Source organism: Neobacillus sp. BF23-41 (genome assembly GCF_041106275.1).
Genome location: NZ_JBGBPR010000010.1, coordinates 91,820 through 110,390, shown reverse-complemented (window position 1 = coordinate 110,390; position 18,571 = coordinate 91,820). Strand labels below are relative to the sequence as shown.

At 39.0% G+C, this 18,571-nt stretch carries 17 protein-coding genes; 12 read left to right on the top strand and 5 right to left on the bottom strand.

The genetic code is table 11. The features are described 5' to 3' along the window. Positions 1-7 precede the first annotated feature (7 nt). Positions 8-991, top strand: a complete 984-nt coding sequence (locus AB7942_RS16445) for a glycosyltransferase family 2 protein (protein WP_098933488.1) — start codon at positions 8-10, stop codon at positions 989-991. Positions 992-1,080: 89 nt separating this feature from the next. Here AB7942_RS16445 and AB7942_RS16440 read toward each other — a convergent pair whose 3' ends face one another. Continuing rightward, on the bottom strand, positions 1,081-2,034 hold the full coding sequence (locus AB7942_RS16440; RefSeq protein WP_369447689.1) for an NAD-dependent epimerase/dehydratase family protein: 954 nt from the start codon (positions 2,032-2,034) through the stop codon (positions 1,081-1,083). A gap of 75 nt (positions 2,035-2,109) precedes the next feature. Here AB7942_RS16440 and AB7942_RS16435 point away from each other — a divergent pair, with 75 nt between their 5' ends. Both AB7942_RS16435 and AB7942_RS16430 read left to right on the top strand, forming a co-directional pair. After that, on the top strand, positions 2,110-2,802 hold the full coding sequence (locus AB7942_RS16435; RefSeq protein WP_098933490.1) for a glycosyltransferase family 2 protein: 693 nt from the start codon (positions 2,110-2,112) through the stop codon (positions 2,800-2,802). Further along, positions 2,802-3,494, top strand: coding sequence for a glycosyltransferase family 2 protein (locus AB7942_RS16430; RefSeq protein WP_369447688.1), 693 nt, complete (start codon positions 2,802-2,804; stop codon positions 3,492-3,494). The genes AB7942_RS16435 and AB7942_RS16430 overlap by 1 nt, the downstream gene beginning before the upstream one ends. 334 nt (positions 3,495-3,828) lie before the next feature. On the opposite strand, the gene AB7942_RS16425 is transcribed toward AB7942_RS16430, so the two are convergent. Then, positions 3,829-3,972 carry a hypothetical protein gene (locus AB7942_RS16425; RefSeq protein WP_369447687.1) on the bottom strand — a complete coding sequence of 48 codons (144 nt, stop codon included), beginning with the start codon at positions 3,970-3,972 and terminating at the stop codon, positions 3,829-3,831. A 644-nt stretch (positions 3,973-4,616) separates the two neighbouring features. On the opposite strand from AB7942_RS16425, the gene AB7942_RS16420 reads away from it, so the two are divergent. Next, positions 4,617-4,898, top strand: a complete 282-nt coding sequence (locus AB7942_RS16420; RefSeq protein WP_369447686.1) for a phospholipase — start codon at positions 4,617-4,619, stop codon at positions 4,896-4,898. Positions 4,899-5,075: 177 nt separating this feature from the next. Next, positions 5,076-6,317 carry a beta-ketoacyl-ACP synthase II gene (fabF, locus tag AB7942_RS16415; RefSeq protein ID WP_369447685.1) on the top strand — a complete coding sequence of 414 codons (1,242 nt, stop codon included), beginning with the start codon at positions 5,076-5,078 and terminating at the stop codon, positions 6,315-6,317. Positions 6,318-6,682: 365 nt separating this feature from the next. Here the strand turns inward: fabF and rlmN are convergent, their stop codons facing one another. Together rlmN and AB7942_RS16405 are read right to left on the bottom strand one after the other, a co-directional pair. After that, positions 6,683-7,750: a dual-specificity RNA methyltransferase RlmN gene (gene rlmN, locus AB7942_RS16410; RefSeq protein ID WP_369447684.1), complete on the bottom strand. Its 1,068-nt coding sequence runs from the start codon at positions 7,748-7,750 to the stop codon at positions 6,683-6,685. A gap of 80 nt (positions 7,751-7,830) precedes the next feature. Beyond that, on the bottom strand, positions 7,831-8,781 hold the full coding sequence (locus AB7942_RS16405) for a TRM11 family SAM-dependent methyltransferase (protein ID WP_369447683.1): 951 nt from the start codon (positions 8,779-8,781) through the stop codon (positions 7,831-7,833). Positions 8,782-8,968: 187 nt separating this feature from the next. On the opposite strand from AB7942_RS16405, the gene AB7942_RS16400 reads away from it, so the two are divergent. The 3 genes from AB7942_RS16400 (at position 8,969) to bioB (ending at position 12,452) form a co-directional block, all read left to right on the top strand. Continuing rightward, positions 8,969-9,421: an NUDIX hydrolase gene (locus AB7942_RS16400; protein WP_369447765.1), complete on the top strand. Its 453-nt coding sequence runs from the start codon at positions 8,969-8,971 to the stop codon at positions 9,419-9,421. Positions 9,422-10,235: 814 nt separating this feature from the next. Further along, the gene (locus AB7942_RS16395) at positions 10,236-11,096 is read left to right on the top strand and encodes an alpha/beta hydrolase (protein WP_369447682.1); all 861 of its coding nucleotides are present in this window, start codon (positions 10,236-10,238) and stop codon (positions 11,094-11,096) included. A 357-nt stretch (positions 11,097-11,453) separates the two neighbouring features. Beyond that, a complete protein-coding gene (gene bioB / locus AB7942_RS16390) occupies positions 11,454-12,452 on the top strand; it encodes a biotin synthase BioB (RefSeq protein ID WP_369447681.1) in 999 nt (332 codons plus the stop codon). A 79-nt stretch (positions 12,453-12,531) separates the two neighbouring features. Here bioB and AB7942_RS16385 read toward each other — a convergent pair whose 3' ends face one another. Further along, positions 12,532-13,365: an RMD1 family protein gene (locus AB7942_RS16385; protein ID WP_369447680.1), complete on the bottom strand. Its 834-nt coding sequence runs from the start codon at positions 13,363-13,365 to the stop codon at positions 12,532-12,534. Positions 13,366-13,615: 250 nt separating this feature from the next. On the opposite strand from AB7942_RS16385, the gene AB7942_RS16380 reads away from it, so the two are divergent. The 4 genes from AB7942_RS16380 to AB7942_RS16365 all read left to right on the top strand — a co-directional run bounded on the left by AB7942_RS16380 (position 13,616) and on the right by AB7942_RS16365 (position 18,311). After that, positions 13,616-15,202: a spore germination protein gene (locus AB7942_RS16380; protein WP_483310880.1), complete on the top strand. Its 1,587-nt coding sequence runs from the start codon at positions 13,616-13,618 to the stop codon at positions 15,200-15,202. Next, positions 15,199-16,398, top strand: a complete 1,200-nt coding sequence (locus AB7942_RS16375; RefSeq protein WP_369447679.1) for a Ger(x)C family spore germination protein — start codon at positions 15,199-15,201, stop codon at positions 16,396-16,398. Before AB7942_RS16380 ends, AB7942_RS16375 begins: the two co-directional genes overlap by 4 nt. Further along, positions 16,395-17,486, top strand: a complete 1,092-nt coding sequence (locus tag AB7942_RS16370) for a GerAB/ArcD/ProY family transporter (RefSeq protein ID WP_369447678.1) — start codon at positions 16,395-16,397, stop codon at positions 17,484-17,486. Before AB7942_RS16375 ends, AB7942_RS16370 begins: the two co-directional genes overlap by 4 nt. Before the next feature lie 258 nt (positions 17,487-17,744). Further along, a complete protein-coding gene (locus AB7942_RS16365; RefSeq protein ID WP_369447677.1) occupies positions 17,745-18,311 on the top strand; it encodes an LOG family protein in 567 nt (188 codons plus the stop codon). The last annotated feature ends 260 nt before the right edge of the window (positions 18,312-18,571 follow it).

The window sequence follows — 18,571 nt, the reverse complement described above, 5'->3', positions numbered from 1 at the left end:
AGTAACTATGGAAATATCAGTGGTAACAGCAGTGTATAATGGTGAAGAGTACCTTGAGGAATCGATTGAAAGTATTCTTAAACAAACATTTCCACATTTTGAATATATTATTGTGAATGATGGCTCCAATGATAAAACAAAAGAGATTTTAGATAATATAACAGATCCAAGAGTGAAGGTAATTCATCTAGTGAAGAATGGCGGGGCAGCCAATGCCTTAAATATTGGAATTAATGAAGCAAAAGGTCAATGGATTGCCCTTCAAGATGCAGATGATGTTAGCAGTGAGCATCGATTGCAAAGGCAGTTAGAATATATAAAGTCTGACTCTAGGCTTGTAGCTGTTGGTTCATTCATTAAATGTATCCCTGGAAATGATCGGGTTGAGCAAAGTGCTCTTGAATGGGAAGAGGTTTTTTTTAACAGCAAAGAACATTTCAGAAATGAACAATTCTACAGTACACCCATGTGCCATGGCACTGGCTTTTTCTCTAAGAAAGCCTATGAAAATATTGGAGGATATGATCCAACATTTAAAATTGCTTATGATTATGATCTTTGGACGAGAATGTTTGAAGAAGGTGAAATTTCCAGGGTGCCGGAAGTACTATATAAATATAGAATTCATGGGAATTCTCTTGCACATAGTAATAAAATTGATACAATGAACGAGATTTTACTCAGCACCTTTAAAAGTATTTCGGAGCTTCGGTTTCAACATTTAAAGAGGAAACCAAAACTGTTATTACTAGGTACAAAAAACAATATTGAATTCTATAAGGATAATCTGGAACATAAAAATCATTATTTAATGATGAGTTTTCTTGAACAAGACCTTAAAAATATTAAAAAAGCCTATTCTTTATACCAATCAAATGAAATTGATGGAATTATTCTTGTTGCAAATCAACAAATTGCTGAGATTTTACGTTTTTATAGAAGAAAAGGTTTGTCATACAGAAAAAACTTTTTTATGATTTGGATACCTTGAGGCCTTAAGTAAGTCAACTGACAATTTCAACAGTGATAACTAAATGCAATAAAAGACCTATTCATAATTGAATGGGTCTTTTATTTGATTTACAATATCTTTCTTCTATACTCTTTAATCGTTTCTTCAAGTCCCGAATTCAATGTTATTAAAGGTTCCCATCCTAGTAATTCCTTTGCTTTTTCTATGACAGGCCGCCTGACTTTCGGGTCGTCTTCCGGCAGTGGGTGAAAAGTGATGTTACTTTCTGAGTTTGCCAATGCTTTTACCAAATGTGCTAAATCAATTATCGGATATTCGATTGGATTACCAATATTGATGATTTCGCCATTTGCCTCGTCTTTTTCCATTAAAAGCTTTAGTCCGTTAAGCGTATCGGTGACATAGCAAAACGACCGTGTTTGTGTTCCATCACCATAAACGGTAATATCTTCGCCTTTTAGTGCTTGCGTGACAAAGTTAGAGATCACCCGGCCATCATCGTTTGCCAATCCAGCCGAATACGTATTAAAAATCCGTGCAACCTTTACCTTTGTTTGATATTCCGTAAAGTACAAATAGCAAAGGACTTCACCTAATCGCTTCGCTTCATCATAACAGGCACGGGGGCCCCATGTATTGACATTGCCTCTATAGGTTTCTGGCTGCGGATGAACTTCCGGGTCGCCATAGGCCTCACTTGTACTGGTATAAACAATTTTCGCTTGATTCCTCTTAGCCAGTTCGAGCATATTTTTCGTTCCTATCGTATTAACATTAATCGTTTCAAAAGGGCTTGCTTGATAATATTTTGGAGAGGCAGCGGAGGCAAGATGGTAAATTTCCTTGACGTTTTTAAAGTCAGAGCCAGTAAGTAATTTCCGTGAACAGGCGTCCATCTCCTTAAAAATAAACCGGTCTTCTGGGAGGCCCTTTATGTTGGTTATTTTTCCTGATGATAAATTATCTACTCCAACGACAACGCATCCGGCTGCAAGTAAATCCTTTGCAAGCTGCGACCCCAGGAATCCCGCCACTCCCGTTATCAACACTTTCTTTTCCATGTTTCACCTCTAATTTTCAAGTCTCTTACATACTATGAAATAAATATGAATTGGTATGGGTAGGAGGTGGACATCGTGGTAACAGTTGTAACTAGTACGATAAGAGAAAACATGCTTGAGCGAGTTATCGAGAATTTCTTGAGGCAAAACCTACAGGAAAAAGAACTAATTATTATCTTGAACAAGAATGATATGAAACTAGAAAATTTAACGGCGCCTAATATAAGAATATTTCAAATGGATGAAGAGAAAACATTGGGGGAGTGCCTGAATTTTGGTGCCATGCAGGCCCGCTATGGGCTAATTGCTAAATTTGACGACGACGATTATTATTCACCTGCCTATTTGGACAACGCTCTTTGTTTGTTGAAGGAAACGGGTGCAGATGTCGTCGGGAAGGCAGGGATCTTTGTTTATTTTAACAAAGATATGCTGTTAACAGTATTTCGTCCTAGAATGAGTAATTTCTTTTTGAAAAATAAGAGGATATTTCTGGCCGGAGGGACGTTAGTTTTTAAAAAGGATGTGCTCGTCAAGGTTCAGTTTCAGGCGTTAAATAGCGGCGAGGATGTGCAATTTCAAAAGGATTGCCTAAATCAGAAGTTAACATTATATTCAGGGAGCCTAGATGATTATGTACTGATCCGCTATCAAGAGAATCATCAGCATTCCTGGCTGGTTCTTGATGAGACCTTCCAAAAACATTGCAAACGGATTGTGGTGACGGACTCGTTTGAGGAGTATGTGTGGGAAGGGGGCAGGTGCTAATGATTTCCGTCGTTGCCTGCACGAATCGCCAAGCCTATCTACCGAAGATTTTAGAGAATTTTCACAGACAAACTTTAGTGAAAAAAGAGCTTATTATCATTGTTAATTCTACGGTAATGGAAGTGGATAGCGTTGGATATCAAATTCTCAAAATTCCAGAGGAAGTCAGTTTGGGAGCGTGCTTAAATAAAGGGGTTCGTATAGCGAAATATGATTTTGTGACAAAAATGGATGATGATGACTATTACGGTCCCGAATATTTAAAGGAAGTGTATGAGGCCCTTGTTCAAACAGACGCAGACGTGGTGGGTAAGAGCAGCTTTTATATTTACTTCAAAAAAAATAATGAATTACGCTTGTATAATCCTAATCGTGAAAATCGGTGGGTTGTGAACAATGGTCCTTATAAAAGCGCGTATTTTCTAAGCGGGGCCACGCTCGCCTTCAAGAAAAAAATCCTCGATAAAGTTAGCTTTCCCAATGTGGATGTTGGCGAGGATAGTGGTTTTCAGCGACTTTGCTTTGAAAGTGGGTTGAAAATGTATTCGTTATCGAAGGAACACTATACGTATTTGCGCTATACTGACCCTCTGCACCATCATTCAGATGCAAGGGAATCGCTTTTAAGAAGGGAAAGTCGTTTCATCGTCCACACCGCTTCGATTGAAAAATACGTCAATACAAAAAAGTAAGGCAGTAGTGTCGTACTACTGCCTTGATTTGGTTAGCTTCCTGAGCTACCGTGACTTCCTGAGCTACCGTGACTTCCTGAGCTGCCTGAGCTGCATGAGCTACCGTGACTTCCTGAGCTGCATGAGCTGCCTGAGCTGCCTGAGCTGAGTAAATCGACGGAAAAGCTTTCGATGTCCTTACAACGGATAACTGTCAACCGCTCAGTAACAAAAGGTGACACCATACCTGGCTCAATGATTTTGACGCAGCAGTCGTTTGTTACACATTTTAATTCCCCGGTAAAGAAATCGCCAGACTTAGTTCTAATAGTCACTTCGCTATGCTGAAACTTCTTTAGAATGCGACATAAACAATCTTTCTTACAGCTGCAATTTTTCTTGCATTTACAATTGCTTTTGTTTTTACTGCTTTTGTTTTTACTGCTTTTGTTTTTACTGCTTTTGTTTTTACTACTTCCCATTTTGCTTCCTCCTTCAAAAAGGATTTTCAATTTAATATATTCATTAGAAAGATGAAGGTGTGTTAATCTTGTAGTTTTTCTGCCCATTTATGGGAATGGGATTAGCATGTTTAATGAAGGAATAAGAAATGGTGTCAGGCACCGCAGATGGACAAATCATCAGTTTGTCCATCTGTGGTGGACTTTAAGGACTGGAAAATACTTAAGTACATAAAAATAAGCGATACATGGGTCGTATCGCTTTTCTTGTATTTTAAAAATAAAGTGGTTATAGTCAGTATTTAAAATAAATTATTCCTCTTCTCCATAGGACTCAGTGGTTGTATCCATACACTCCCAACATTCACTTCTATTCCGTTCGAATCTGGACAATTCCTCCCCACAAGAAATGCAAACATCCATAGGTATAGATTCCCCCTTCAAGTAAAAATTTTTGATTAAACCTATAAGCCGTAAAAACCTATTATGTTTAATGTATTCCACGATAGCTTGTTAGAGAACCTTGAAACTTCATAGCGAAAACAAAATCAATCGTGAGTTCCACTTTTAAAATCAGATAGGTAGGTACTGGGGTCAGGTAATCTTTTTAGAAAACATGTCTAATCAGGTTTTATATTTTTCCATATTAATATAGTAATAAACTTCTAGGAGGTGTAAATGATTGAAACGTAGTAAAAAGAGCCTGCTGCCTCTTTGTATTTTTCCAGGTTATCGATGGTGTGGGCCAGGATGCAGCGGGCCGGGTAGTCCAATTAATGATGTAGATGGCTGCTGCTACCAGCATGATCGTTGTCTGAGCCGAGGGAATTCCCCGTGTTACTGTGATAAGCAATTTATGAAATGCCTTGAATCAAAAATAAATCCTCATACGCAAAAAGGTAGAAATGCCCGCCTAATGTACGGATTTATGAAACTGAAAACAACATTCACCTGTTCCAAATAGGTGATGTGTAGTTAAACTTTGATTTGCTTAAGCGACATCCATTTGCTTACAGAAAATAAACTTATATCTAAAGATAGTTCGATATCAATTTGTCCAACCACTCTAAATTAGTTAAACTATAAAGGATGATAATTCGTCGGTAAATTACTTTGAATAATGAGTGGGAGAGAGCATTATATGAATAAAAGAGTAGTGATTACAGGTATTGGAGCAGTCACTCCTTTGGGGAATGATGCTCATTCAACATGGGAACAGATTAAAAGGGGTATATCAGGTGTTGGTCCAGCCACCATATTTGATGTGGAAAAAGTGGATATCAAAATCGCAGCAGAAGTAAAAGGCTTTGCACCAGAAGAATTTATGGATAAAAAAGAAGCGAGAAGAATGGGGCGTTATAGCCAGTTCGCAGTTGCTGCAAGTCAAATGGCTGTCAATGATGCAGGAATCCAAATCGGTGAGAATGTTCAACCTGAGCGAGTGGGCGTTTGGATTGGATCAGGAATCGGTGGTTTAGCGGAATTCGAGGAACAGCATCGGAAATTTATTGAAAAAGGTCAAAGAAGAGTCAACCCGTTTATTATTCCCATGTTTATACCGGACATGGCGGCTGGACAAGTTTCGATTGCACTTGGAGCAAAAGGAATCAACAATTGTTCGGTTACAGCATGTGCGTCAGGCGCCAATTCAATCGGTGATGCATTCCGCGTTATTCAAAAGGGGAATGTGGATATGATAATTGCTGGCGGAACAGAAGCAACGATTACAGAGATGACCGTTGCGGGATTTTCTAATATGACAGCCCTTTCAAAAAATCCAGATCAGAACACAGCAAGCCGGCCTTTTGATAAGAATCGTGATGGATTTGTCATCGGGGAAGGCGCAGGAATTGTGGTCCTAGAAGAATTAGAGCATGCTTTAGCGCGTGGTGCGAATATATATGGGGAATTGATAGGATATGGAGCTACGGGTGATGCCCATCATATTACTACACCTGCACCAGACGGAGATGGACCAGGGAGAGCAATGAAATTAGCATTAGATGATGCTGGGATTTCCCCTGAACAAGTCGACTATATCAATGCACATGGGACGTCGACTTATTATAATGATTTGTATGAAACATTAGCCATTAAAGAGGTTTTCAAGGAACATGCCTATACTTTATCTGTCAGTTCCACGAAATCGATGACGGGGCACTTGTTGGGAGCAACAGGGGCTATTGAGGCCATTTTTTCTATATTAGCCATCAAGGAAGGTATCATTCCTCCAACCATTAACTATGAAACACCTGATGAACAACTTGATTTAGATTATGTCCCCAACGTAGCAAGGGTGAAGGATGTTCAAGTGGTTTTATCAAACTCATTAGGATTTGGCGGGCATAATGCCACATTGATTTTTAAAAAATTTACCGAATAACGATAGCAAGTAACAAAAGCGAAGGTGTCTAAATATCATTTAGATACCTTTTTTTATGTTTTTTAAAATTTTATCAGCGTATTTAAAAATAAGCAGACCCAGTTATATTTTTCCGCTATTAAAATAAAAAACAAGTCGATAATAGGACTTTCATCGGTAATAAATCATCCATCGACAGGTTTCCTGATAATTCCTTACTAACCAAACGTTTGATTAGATTCTATATAAACCCTTTTATCAACAGGATTTTTTCCCGGGAAATGGAGAAAACAATGTCGAAATCCGCACCGACATAAAAAACGGATAAAACAAAAAAGGTCATATTAAACAAATACTTTGTTTAACATAACCTTTTTGGACTGAAATTACTGTACTTCAGCTTTTTTGATTTGTTTGCTTCGTAACTGTCCGCACGCAGCATCAATATCTGTTCCATGTTCTTGGCGGATTTTACAATTAATCCCGCCCTTTTTCAACGTATCATAAAACGCTAGGACTGATTCTTGTTCACTTCTTTGATATTGACTATGTTCATCGACCGGATTATATGGAATTAAGTTTACATAGACTTGCTGTCCGAGAGGGCGAAGAAGTTCGGCCAGCTGCTCGGCTTCTTGCTTATGATCATTTACATCTCGCAGCAAAATATATTCAATCGTAATCCGACGGTTAGTCTTTTCTACGTAATACTCCATCGCCTGCATTAATCTTTCAATCGGAATCGCACGGTTTATTTTCATAATACGCGTACGAAGCTCATTATTTGGCGCATGCAAGGAAACAGCAAGATTTACCTGCAGCCCCATATCCGTGAACTCAATAAGCTTGTCCGCGAGACCGCTGGTTGACACGGTGATCCGTCTAGCCGCAATCGCAAGCCCTTTATCATCTTTAATCACCCTGATAAAGTCTATTAGGTTTTTAAAATTATCAAATGGTTCACCAATCCCCATCACGACTACGTGACTGACCGTTTCGCCTTGCCCTTTTTTGTCTAGGTGCAGTTGAACGTTCATAATCTGCTCGACAATTTCCCCGCTCGATAAATCTCGGCTTTTTGCTAATAAACCACTCGCACAAAAACTGCAGCCAATGTTACAGCCTACTTGCGTTGTCACACAAACAGAAAGGCCATATTTCTGACGCATTAAAACCGTTTCAATCAAATTGCCATCCTGAAGTTTAAACAAGAATTTAATCGTTCCATCAGCAGATTCTTGTTTAATATGCTCCTGTAAGGTTTGGATTTCGAAGTTGTCTGACAGTAATTGAAGACACGCTTGATTTACTTCAGTCATTTCCGAGAAAGCTGTTACACGCTTTCGATAAAGATATTCCCATACTTTTTGTGCTCTCGACTTCTTCTCACCGTGCTCGGTAAGCCAAGTAGCCAATTGATCTATAGTTAATCCGTATATGGACTGTTTTTTCATACATTCCCCTCTTTTCGTTACGATAAAACTTAATAAAGATTACGTTATATTATTAATGAATAGGCAAAGATGGAGCCTTATCAATTACATACTATCACTTCTCGTATAAATAACCCTTTTTTAGCAACAGCACGATCAATAATCGAAAAACCAGCTTTTAATAGAATTTCATCGATCGGTTCAACGGTAACGACGACCACTTTGTCAGCAAGCCTACGTGCACTTTGGAGCATTTCCAGCTGCTCATCAGGGGTTATCACCGAACACAAATTATAAGGCAAATCAATGATGGCTACATCATAATGATTGGTGATATCGCGAATATCAGCTAAGTTTATTTCTCCGCTAAGACCAAAGTGTATCATATTTTCTCGTGCTCCAGGAAGAATCAGCTGATTACGGTCACTTCCGACAATATCAATTCCCATCGACCTAGCTTCAACTAGGACGGTTCCAATTCCACAGCAAGGATCGATGGCCTTAATTCCGTTTGGATTGGGGATGGCGATATTTACCACTGCTCTAGCCACACGTGTGTTGAGCGCTGTGGAATAATCGTTTGGCTTCTTTTGATGCCGGAACCAAACTGATTCACTTTTTACATACTCACCGAAGACCCAACTTCCCTCTATATTCATGACGCCAAACAATCGATCAGGATGACGAAGATCTGCTTGACCATTGATGTGTAAGCCAAGCTCTCGTTCAATGGCACGTCGGTTTTCGAATCCTTCTTGTTCACTTTTTGCCTGACCACTATTTTTTACATAGGTGACTTTAAACGTTGCTCCGCTTAGTTGTAAAGTTTCTACCTGTAAAAAAAGATTCTCAAGGCTTTCCACCTCATATAACACCGTGATTCTTTCTTTAATAAACGGGCTTCGACTTGGATCGATTTTTACGAAACTTTCCAAGACATTAGATTGAGACACCTCACCGAATAATGAGCGCATTTCCAAAGCACACAAAGAGCGTTCATCCTCAGCATAGGCGTAAGTATATATATAGGTCGTACCTTTTTGGAGAGTCATATCCAAATCGTTGTCATACTTTAATTTATTTATTTCAACTTCACCTCAAGTTTATCTGAAAAACATAATCTATTATACCAAGAAAAGACGCATTTTTAAAAATTTCCTTTAATTGGGTGTCGAAATGAGTGTCAGGCACCAATCCGCTAGATTATAATTATAATGAGGCAATTTTTGGAGGTTAATGATGGGCTATATTGAAGATTTACGAGGAATAGTCGGGAACCGGCCACTTATTTTAGTAGGTGCTATGGTGTGCGTAATTGATAATCAGGGAAAAATTCTTTTACAAAAAAGACCTGAAGGCATTTGGGGACTTCCAGGCGGGCTATTAGAATTAGGGGAGTCTGTTGAGGAGGCCGGAAGAAGAGAAGTGTTTGAAGAAACAGGTGTTGAAATTGGCCAACTTCAATTAGTAGAGATATTTTCAGGTAAGCAGTATTTTCGAAAGCTGCCAAATGGCGATGAATTCTATCCAGTCACGATTGCCTATCTATCAAAAGATATTAAAAATCATACGATCAAAATTGATGGGAAAGAATCGATTGATGCTGGATTTTTCCCGTTACACGAGTTACCGGAACAAACCAGTTCGTTAGTCAGGAAGATGATTCAACAATATCCTAATATGCTCAAATAGACCTTTCATAAGAAGGTCTATTTGTAGGTATGGTGTAATCTTAGTATCCGTCTCCATGGACATCATATAGACAGAATAATTACATTTTCTCATTCGCAGCAAAAGCTGGTATTTGTTTTAGATTTGATATCCACTCGTTGTAGTGGCCTTCACATAGACCTCTAAGAAAGTGGTGATTTGAGCACTTTTTAACTCCACATAATTTTATTACTTTTGGCATATGCGGGTAGCCTAATTTATTGTAAATGTAGTTATGATGTTCACAGTATCCATTTGCAAAGTAAGGTTTGGAACAGTCTACAGCCAGACAATGGTCAATTGAGCAAGATTCTACCCTAATAGTGTCTATTTTTCCGGACCTTCTCATTCTTACATAATGCTTATTACATAACTGTCGTGCTTTTATTTGTTCATCGCATCCCTCTACCGTACATATACCCTTAGTTGAATACCGCTTATTTTCAAGGATTTCCATCTTACTCACCTCCCGTACATGCTGTCGAATTTCTAAAGACATTTTTTCCCTCAAATTGCTTATAGTATTGTCGAAATATCTTTAATTTTTATATTATTGAAATAATAATACAATTCCTTCGGTTTGTATATATACTTAAAAATATTCAAAGTATTAAGATTTGTAAGCGTTTTTTTAAGACAAACATATTGAAGGTGCCGGAGGATATAGTTGTGGTTTCCAAAGGCCAAGTTTTTTTGCGGTTATTTTTGCATTGTTTTATAATAAAAGGAACTTAAAATGCTTTCTAAACTACAATGACTTGATTTAATAAGGTTTTCAACAGGAGGATTACTTGGAATGACAACAGAAGGGACATTTAATGGTGTCGATGGAACAGAACTATTTTTTCAAGTGATCGAACCATTAACGGCTCCAAAAGCGGCAGTTATTTTAGTTCACGGTCATGGCGACCATAGCGGAGGGCTCCAGAATCTAAGTGAAAGCTTGGTTGAAAAAGAATATATTGTTTATGCCTTTGATTTGCGCGGTCATGGAAAAAGCACTGGTAAAAGGGGATTTATCCGGTCTTGGGATGAATTTAGAGGGGATTTACACATGTTTCGAAAGCTCGTTTCTCTAGATCAACCCGAATTACCATTGTATATTGTCGGACATAGCATTGGCGGCCTGATTACCCTCGACTATTGCTTAGATCATAGCGCAGGTATCTCAGGCATTGTTGCGATTTCTCCTGCCATCTCTTACGAAGTGACACCGATAGAGCAGTTAGGCATTAGCTTAATGTTGAAGGTTAAACCAGACTATAGTATCAATAAATCTCGAAATATGCGATTGTTGAGGAAAAATTCAGCCGTGCGTGCTAAATATTATTCCGACCGTTTACGTCACAATATCGTTACACCTGGTTTAGGACAAAGCTTAATCCAAGCGACTTCACGCGTCGTAAATAAAGCAACGTCGATTAGTCTTCCGTTTTTATTGCAATATGGACTTGACGATAGGATTACACCACCAGCAAAGCTGAGCCATTTTTTTCAACAAGTTGCTTCAAAGGATAAACAGCTATATGAGTACTCTTTAGTCAAGCATCGCCCCTTTGATGGAGTGGGAAGAGAGAAGTTTTTAGGAGATTTGGTTGGCTGGTTAGACAAACAGATGGATAACAAACAAAAGGTGCCTTATAAAGAGATCATTTAAAGTCCATTTCCCGCTATTTTATGTGGAACTGGACTTTATTTGAGTTTTTTATTTGGCGGAAGGAAAAAACTCCTGCCGCTTTGTTCCAATACATTAATACTGTAATCTCCTTTCATTATCCGTTCGTACCCCCAAATGCAATGCAGTAGTTTTCGGGAATAATCTAGAAATAGTCATTCATTTGGACATAAGAAAAATTTTCCGAACTTTATTGGCAGAATAATTTAACGATTCTATGATTTAATTGTTAACCTTTTATTAATTTTGGTTTACAATTAAAGAGACATAGGTTGGAACTATGGATAGTGAGTATTTATCGGTTGGATACGGTAAATGAAATAAAATGGAGGGATAAAAATGAGTAAATGGATGGAACTTGCTAATCGTGTGTTAGATGGGGTGGAAGTAACAAATCAGGAGGCCCTTTCAATTTTAGATTGTCCTGATGATGACGTACTTTTACTAATGCATGCTGCTTTTCAAATTAGAAAGCGCTATTATGGGAAAAAAGTAAAGCTTAATATGATCATGAATGCAAAATCTGGACTCTGTCCCGAAAATTGTGGCTATTGCTCTCAATCTTCTATTTCGACAGCACCGATTAATTCTTACAGAATGGTAGACAAGGATACTATACTTGAAGGTGCAAAACGTGCACATGATTTAAATGTAGGGACGTACTGTATTGTTGCTAGTGGTAGAGGGCCATCTAATAAAGATGTAGATCACGTGGTGGACGCAGTTAAAGAAATAAAGACAACATATGGTTTGAAAGTATGTGCCTGTCTAGGGCTGTTAAAACCTGAGCAAGCAAAGCGACTGAAAGAAGCCGGGGTAGATCGTTACAATCACAATATCAATACATCTGAGAGCAATCATGCAAACATCACAACTTCACATACATACGATGATCGAATCACTACGGTGGAAACGGTAAAAGAATACGGAATGTCCCCATGTTCAGGTGTTATTGTAGGGATGAAAGAGACCAAGCAGGATGTAGTCGATATGGCTCACAGCTTAAAAGCTCTTGATGCGGATTCAATTCCCATTAATTTCTTACATGCGATTGATGGTACTCCGTTAGAAGGAGTAAAAGAATTGAACCCACTTTATTGTTTAAAGGTTTTGGCGTTATTTCGTTTTATCAATCCAACAAAGGAAATTCGAATATCAGGTGGACGAGAAGTCAATCTTCGTTCACTCCAAGCAATGGGTTTATATGCAGCCAATTCCATCTTTGTCGGTGATTACTTAACAACTGCAGGACAAGCTGAAACGGAAGATCACAAAATGTTACTTGATTTAGGATTTGAAGTAGAATCCGTAGAAGAAATGAAAGCTAGCCTTAGATAGAAGGTTAATTACCAAATCAAAGCAAGAGACACCCAGACCGAAGTCATTAGGTGTCTCTTTTCTGTTTTAAGTGCATCCTTTATAACCATCCGCCAATTTCTAAGATCGACAGACCAATCTCAACAACAATAAGAGTTACGATGATCCATTCCACGAATAGTCCACGAATCGAATGGCTGATGGTGGAAAAACCATCCATGATGTTATATAAAATCTCCGTTTTGCTTTTTAAAATTTTATAGCGATCATTCAACTCAAAAAACTCCAACATCCTGTCATAAAAATCACCAGCTGTGCTGCTTGTCCATGTAATATCAGGCTTATCCAAAATCATAATATAGGCAAGCGTATTATACTCATGACGGACGATTTTTGCAGTGGTCCTTGCCAGTTCCTTGTTGCCGATTCTCAGTTTTCCTTTCTCTAGCCTGTCGATCATGGTTTCAAGTTTGTCGTGGATTTTCCCGAGTTGTTCCTCTGTTTTCTCGAGTGCCACTGATTTGGCGATTACGGTAGAAATCAATTCAGGATAAAAATCCTCATATTCTGGCACGACCACATATTCGTCGGTCAATTCAATATTCTCCGTTTCACAGATATGAAGGCAGTAATCGTCGCTATATCTGTCGGCATGTTCAATTTCGAAGTCTTGCTCGAAGGAATGGATGAAGTGCAATAATCCCTTTATTTCATCCTCGTGAGTGTGATTAGTGAAGACAATACTGCCAAACGAAAAAACCAGTACCATTTGCGAATCATCTACATTTTGATGGAGGATCGATTCTAGAATATCGCCTTTCAGGATTAGCGGCTGTTCCCAAGTGAATTTCTTGGGAATACCGCAATGGATGGCAATTTTGTTCAAGTCAATTTCATGGGTAATGGCAAATGCTTTAAAGGTAATTTCTTTCACTTTGATCACCTTTCCAGTGAATTGTCCTTGTCCTTCTTTCGATTTTATTCTATTCTACGTAAAAACATGCTTGAACAGTTCTAGTGTTATAAAAAACGGATTTAAAAAGTGACCCACTTAATTAGCGGATTCAAATTTAGTGAAAATTTTCTAGTTATAATTAAATAATATTCCATCATAGGTTCGGCCAAAAGCGCATATTAACCCCTGAAATTGGAAAAATATACATAGTTAAATAAAGGGGGCTCTGATGATGGTTCGATTCCGCAAACGAATTAAGTTACACGAATTGAAAAAGATGACCTCACTGCCTTCTGAAGATGAAAATACCGAACCGTTCAGTTCGGATCTTTCAAAAAACGAGCAAATTTTAAAAGAAATGTTTCAAAAATGCTCTGATTTTGTTATTCGCCCTATTCATATAACTGGAAAACCTAAAATACTTCTAATTTATTTAGATGGGTTAACGGACACAATAACACTGGAAAATATTCTGTTAAAGCCTATATTGTCTGATGGTTTTCCGAACGAATTAGGTGAAATTCGTACAATTGTACAAATAATGGAGGAGCAACTTTTTTCTGCCACTCCAGTTAAAACTGTTTCACATATTAACGACCTGGTCAACGGAATCTTGAAGGCGAATGTCGGATTGTTAATAGATGGAGAGTCTGAGGCTTTACTTGCCAGTTTAACAGGATTTGAAAAGCGCAATGTTGAAGAACCAACGACAGAAATTGCTATTAGAGGTCCGAGAGAAGGGTTTACCGAATCAATACGGACAAATACCACCCTTCTACGCAGAAGAATCCGCAGCACAAGACTGAAATTCGAGCCCCTCTCGATTGGCGAGCTTTCTCAAACTGATGTTGTAATTGCTTATATCGAGGGAATTGCTCGTGAATCCCTCTTGGAAGAGGTCCGCAAAAGGCTATACCGCATTAAAATTGACGCAATACTAGAATCAGAATATATCGAGGAATTTATTGAGGACATGCCTTATTCCCCGTTCCCGCAAATCCAAAATACCGAAAGGCCCGATATTGTAATTGCCAACCTGCTGGAAGGAAAGGTGGCGATAATCGTCGATAACACTCCCTTTGCCCTCATTGTGCCAATGACATTTTGGGATGGAATGCAGGCGGTTGAAGATTACTATGAACGGCCTATCTACACCAGCTTCATTCGGCTTGTTCGTTATGTTTTGTTTAATATGGCTCTCTTTTTACCATCTATCTATGTCGCCCTTACAACCTTTCATCCAAAACTTATTCCGACTAAACTTCTTATTAGTATTGCGGCTGCCCGGGAAGGTGTCCCGTTTCCAACGATCATCGAAGCGTTGCTCATGGAATTTGTGTTTGAAGGTCTAAGGGAGGCAGGAATCCGACTGCCGAAAGCGGTCGGTTCAGCCGTCAGTATCGTCGGAGCACTTGTCGTCGGCCAGGCTGCTGTACAAGCAGGAATCGTTTCTGCCCCAACGGTCATTGTGGTGGCCACAACTGGAATTGCCTCGTTTGCGATTCCGCGTTACAATCTGGGAACTGCACTCCGGGTTATAAGGTTCGCCATGCTGATATTAGCGGGAATCTTTGGTTTTTACGGTATTACCCTAGGTTTTATTACGCTGACAATCCATCTGGTTAATCTGCGCTCTTTTGGGGTTCCGTACTTTACTCCGGTAGCCCCGCAGATTCCCCGCGATTTAAAGGATGTATTAGTTCGGTCACCAAGATGGGCTTTACAGACTGGGCCAATCTTTACCTTTGGTAAGGATAAACAGCGGGTACCTCCAGGACAAAAGCCAGATCCCCAAAAAGGAGGAAGAGACGATTGAAGAAGATCATTCTTCGTTTAGGATTATGTTTGTCTGTCCTTTTTATCTCTGGCTGCTGGGATCGCAAGGAATTAAATGAACAGGCCATTTGGATTGGTTCAGGCTGGGATGTTGCCAATAATGACGGCTTAGAATTCAGCGGACAAATTGTTATTCCCTCCAACATTCAGACCCAAGGCGGCGGTGGAGGAACAATGCAAAAGGGCTTTTTTACCATATCCGCGAGCGGAAAAGATCTAAGCGACGCCTTGCAAAACATACAGACAAAACTACCAAGGGAGGCGTTTTCTGGACAGCGGCGCGTTATTATATTTGGGGAACAATTTGCTAGACGGGGACTTAAGAGAGAACTCGACAACACACAACGGCGTGCCGATGTTAGTTTGCGGTCTGATGTCTTTGTGATCAAAGGGGCGACAGCAAAGAAAGCTCTTTCTGTATCCAATCCATTAGAAAAACCACCTATTACTGCCGCATTAGGTGAACATAAACTAAGTGGCGGCAGAGGGAACACGGCTTATTTAAGTCTCCTCATGGCCGCTACCAGTGACGGTTTACGCCCTTCTATTCCTGTTCTTGAATTTAGCAGTTCTCAAGAAGGAGTAAAAAAAGGGAAAGCAGATTCAGCAAATCCCCCGCTACTTCGGATGGCTGGAGTTGCTATATTTGATAAAAACCTTAAAATGCAAGGACTTTTGAATATGGAAGAAAACAGACATATGCTTTGGGTAATGGGAATCCTAAAAAATTTGACCATAAGTGTTCATAAAAAGGATATCAATGCCAGCCTCACCTTAAACAAACTCAGCAGTAAAATCGAACCACATATAAGTAAAAATCAGCAGATTACATTCTCTGTCACCTTAGAAGGTGAAGGATCCCTGAAGGAAAATAATTCAGGTTTGGACGTTCAGTACCCAACTAATCTTAAACGGCTAGAAAAGGAATTTGAAAAAATTTCTAAAAAAAGAGTTCAACAAACGGTTACAAAAGTCCAAAAGGAATACGGCCTTGATATCTTTGGATTGGGCGAAGTGATCCACCGAAAGAATCCAAACGAGTGGAAATCATTGAAGCATGATTGGGACAAGAAATTTTTAGAAGCGGACATAATAGTGAAAACAGACTTAAAGATCAGGGAGACCGGAATGGAAGGGCCCTCATTATTGTTCAAAGAAAGTGAGATAAAAAAATGAAACTTTCAGGGCTGCAAATTTTTTGGTTGATGTTCACTTTCGAAACGGGAAATATGATCCTGCTTACTCTTTCCCCAACCTTTCAAGAAGCTAAACAAGATGCTTGGATTTCCTTTGGCCTTGCCGGCATTTCGGGGATGCTGATTGTTTATGTTTCATCAAAGGCTGCCTTGCTGTATCCCGGTAAGACACTTATTGAATACAGTAAGCAAATTTTGGGCAAGTGGCTCGGGATGCTCATTGTGATTGTCTATCTTATTCTATGGTATTCCGTAATCGGGATTATCTTAAGAGAATTTGCCGACTTTACGATTACCATCCTTCTTCCCACCACGCCACAGTGGGTATTGGTTTTAACGATGCTGTTGTTACTCATTTATATTACTTACAGCGGCGGAATTGAAGGAATTGGACGGTGCAGCGAAGTGTTTGGTCCCATCATCTTCCTATCCGTGTTCATTTTGTTGATTTTATCTGTGTCAATTTTCAATTACAGGAATATTCTGCCTGTTTTTTCAGATACCGGCCTCCTGCCGATTCTTAAAGGGACCCTATATCCGCTGTCCTTCTTGGGAGAGTCTGTCATGATGTTGATGCTTCTCTCATTTATGGACCAGCCACATAAGGGTCCAAAAAGAGCCGTTTGGGGAATTGCCGCAGCCTCCAGTTTAGTTAGTACAGTCGCTATTTGGGTATTGCTAATTTTGGGTCCAGAAATTGCATCGAAGCTGCGTCACCCTGCTTTTGATACAGTCAGCTATGTTACCGTAATGGATTTTATTCAAAACTTAGAAATCCTGGCGGTTCTGGTTTGGATCCTTAGTATTTTTATTAAGCTATCGCTTTACTTCTTTTTAGCCAATTATGGCACAGCACAATTGCTCCATATAAAAGACTGGCGGAAATTGATCTGGGTTACTTCAGCATTCTTTTTCGTTTTAGCCGTCATCTTTCCCAACCCTACATACACCTACATCTATTTGAAAACGTATTGGATCTATTTTGCCCTGCCTGTCAATATGGTGGGAATCCCATTTTTACTATGGTTTGTAGGAAGCTTACGCAAAAAATTACAGGCACATCATTAACACACAAGGGAAAGTTACTGCTGGTTTTTTGCTTATGAATTTTACAAGGAGACACACAGGGGGGATAATAATTGGGTGTCTCTTACAATTTAGAGACTGTCAATTATTAGAGGAATCTAGTAAGGAAAGTTTGGCTCTCCTGTTATAAGTCCTTCGTTTCACAGATATGAAGTCAGTAATCGTCGGTATATCTGTATTCTAGTTCCAATGGGAATCATATATATTTTATAATAGATAGAAAAAATGGGGAGGCAGGATATGAAACAATTAGCAGTTTTTTGCGGTTCAAGTTTCGGTGCTTCTGAGGCTTATAGAGAAGGAGCCATTCTATTAGGAAAAGAGTTAGCAAAACGAAATATTACCTTAGTATACGGCGGTTCGAGTAACGGCTTGATGGGTGCAGTTGCAGATACAGTATTAAATGAAGGCGGTCATGCGATTGGTGTGATCCCTAAAGTATTGGAGGAACGTGAAATATCTCATAAAGGCTTAACGGAGTTAATTACCGTTGAAACTATGCACGAGAGAAAAGCAAGAATGGCTGATTTGTCTGATGGATATGTGGTCTTGCCTGGTGGAACCGGTACACTTGAAGAGTTTTTTGAAATGTTCACTTGGGGTCAAATTGGTTTGCACCAAAAGCCTTGTGGTCTTCTAAATATTAATCATTATTATGACCCATTAATTAGCCTGTTTGACCATATGATCGAACAAAGATTCCTCCAAGAGAAATTCCGTTCGATGGCAATTATTGCAGAACAACCAGATGCATTATTAGATAAATTTTTAGACTATATACCTCCGACGATCAAATCATATGAATAGGAAATGGAATAAAATGAGGTTTTAGAAACGTGAGATTTCCATCATTTCATTAATAATTAATGATCTAGGTAAAATAGAAAAGGCTGTACAAAATAACACCCTTATGAGAAAATAAGGTGTTTACTTTGGATTAGTAAAAGCGCAGTACAAAATGCTTGGTGCAGTTTGATGATTAAAAAAGCTGAATGGAATTCCATTCAGCTTTTTCGCCTTTTAATTCAGTTCTCGTTGTGTATTTCATTCATTTTGAATTCTTTGCA